General features: G+C 55.3%; 1 protein-coding gene. It reads right to left on the reverse strand.

What is annotated here, in order from left to right; translation table 11 throughout:
* Positions 1-1,267 (reverse strand): IS21 family transposase (istA, locus tag HMPREF2736_RS02105; protein ID WP_070828780.1); only part of this gene is annotated, 1,267 nt, incomplete at its 3' end.
* Between the last annotated feature and the right edge of the window lie 156 nt (positions 1,268-1,423).

Consider the following 1,423-nt stretch of genomic DNA (forward strand, 5'->3'; position numbering starts at 1 on the left):
AACCGAACGACGAGGCCCAAGCCAAGAGTTCGTCGCGGGTGAGCGCCTTGTGGCCTTCGTCATCGCTGCTTGGCCCATGGTTGGGATCAGTGGAGTACCGGTATTTGAATCCGTGAAGGCGTGTGTGTTCAGCAACTAGTTGATCACCGTTGAAGATGCTCACCAGTTGCGGGGTGAGCCTGACCGTCACTGCCTCTCCTACCAGCTGAAATGGCACAGAGTAGTACTGGTAGTCACAGGTGATGTGCCAATTACGGTCGACTTTGCACCGCTTGTATGACACTTCCGTAAACGGTGTCGGCGGCAGATCGCGCATCACTGGTGCTTCTTCTTGCTCAAAGCGCATGCGCCGTGTTGTGCCATCAGCCCGTGTCATTGCGCTGTTGATATCGGCAAGCCGGTCAGCGATTGCCTCATTGAGTTCATCGAGATTGTAGAAGACCTCGTCGCTGAAATACCCGAGTATTTTGGTGTAGGCGATTTTCACAGCACGTTCTACTGCCGCTTTGTCGCGTGGCCTGCCAGGTCTTGTCGGCACAATCGTGACCCCGTAGTAGTCGGCAAACGCTGCGTAGCGGTCAGTGACCATCCGGTAGCCTGAATGCTTTCTCGGCCGGTAGGTCGCCGTAGAGGCATTATCCGGCACGATGACCGCCGGTAATTTGCCAAGATAGTTCAACGCTTTGACGTGGCATGCAATCCAAGCCGGCATCTTCTCATTCGCAGCAGCAGTGACGTACATCAGCCCTGAGTACGGGCATACCGCGACAAACAGCGACGCCTTGAATGCGGTATCACCACTGGCCTGATCCACCACCGGCACTTTGTCGCCAGCCCAGTCGACGTAAAGCTCTTGCCCCGGCTCATGGGTGACGACTTCGACAAGATCATGAGCACGGAGAAATTCATTGAGCCCACTGCAAAACTGGGAGTACTGGTACTTTGTCTTGTCCGTCGGACACGGCTGCGACAAGTAGTCCATCCACAGCTTGTGCCTGGTCACGTGCTTTTTGCTTTGGAGCTTGCGTGCAAGGGCTTGAAAATCAGGCTGGTCGTAGGACATCGTCCGCTTACTCCGGCCGTCGCTGAATCGATCATCGAACCATCCCGGTGGGAGTTGGCGGAAACGCTCTGGCGTTAGTGCCTCATCAGCGATGACTTTCTTTGCGCGGGATACTTCTCGTCGTGAACATCCCAATGCGTGTGTGATCTGCGCGTAGCTTGCACCGTCAAGGCACATCGCGATGATCTGTTTGAAGTTAGCCACAAGGACCGGCTCCTTCCAAGTAGATGTTGACGCGACACCACCGGATTGTGGTGTCGCCAACATCAACTATGAAAGAAAACCCCTTGCAGTACCGGGTACGTGGAACACCGGTACCAACTACGCGGACTCGCGGTACCAACTACCCCGAATCGACAC

The sequence above is a fragment of the Corynebacterium sp. HMSC036E10 genome, assembly GCF_001836265.1.
Taxonomy (GTDB): Bacteria; Actinomycetota; Actinomycetes; order Mycobacteriales; family Mycobacteriaceae; genus Corynebacterium; species Corynebacterium coyleae.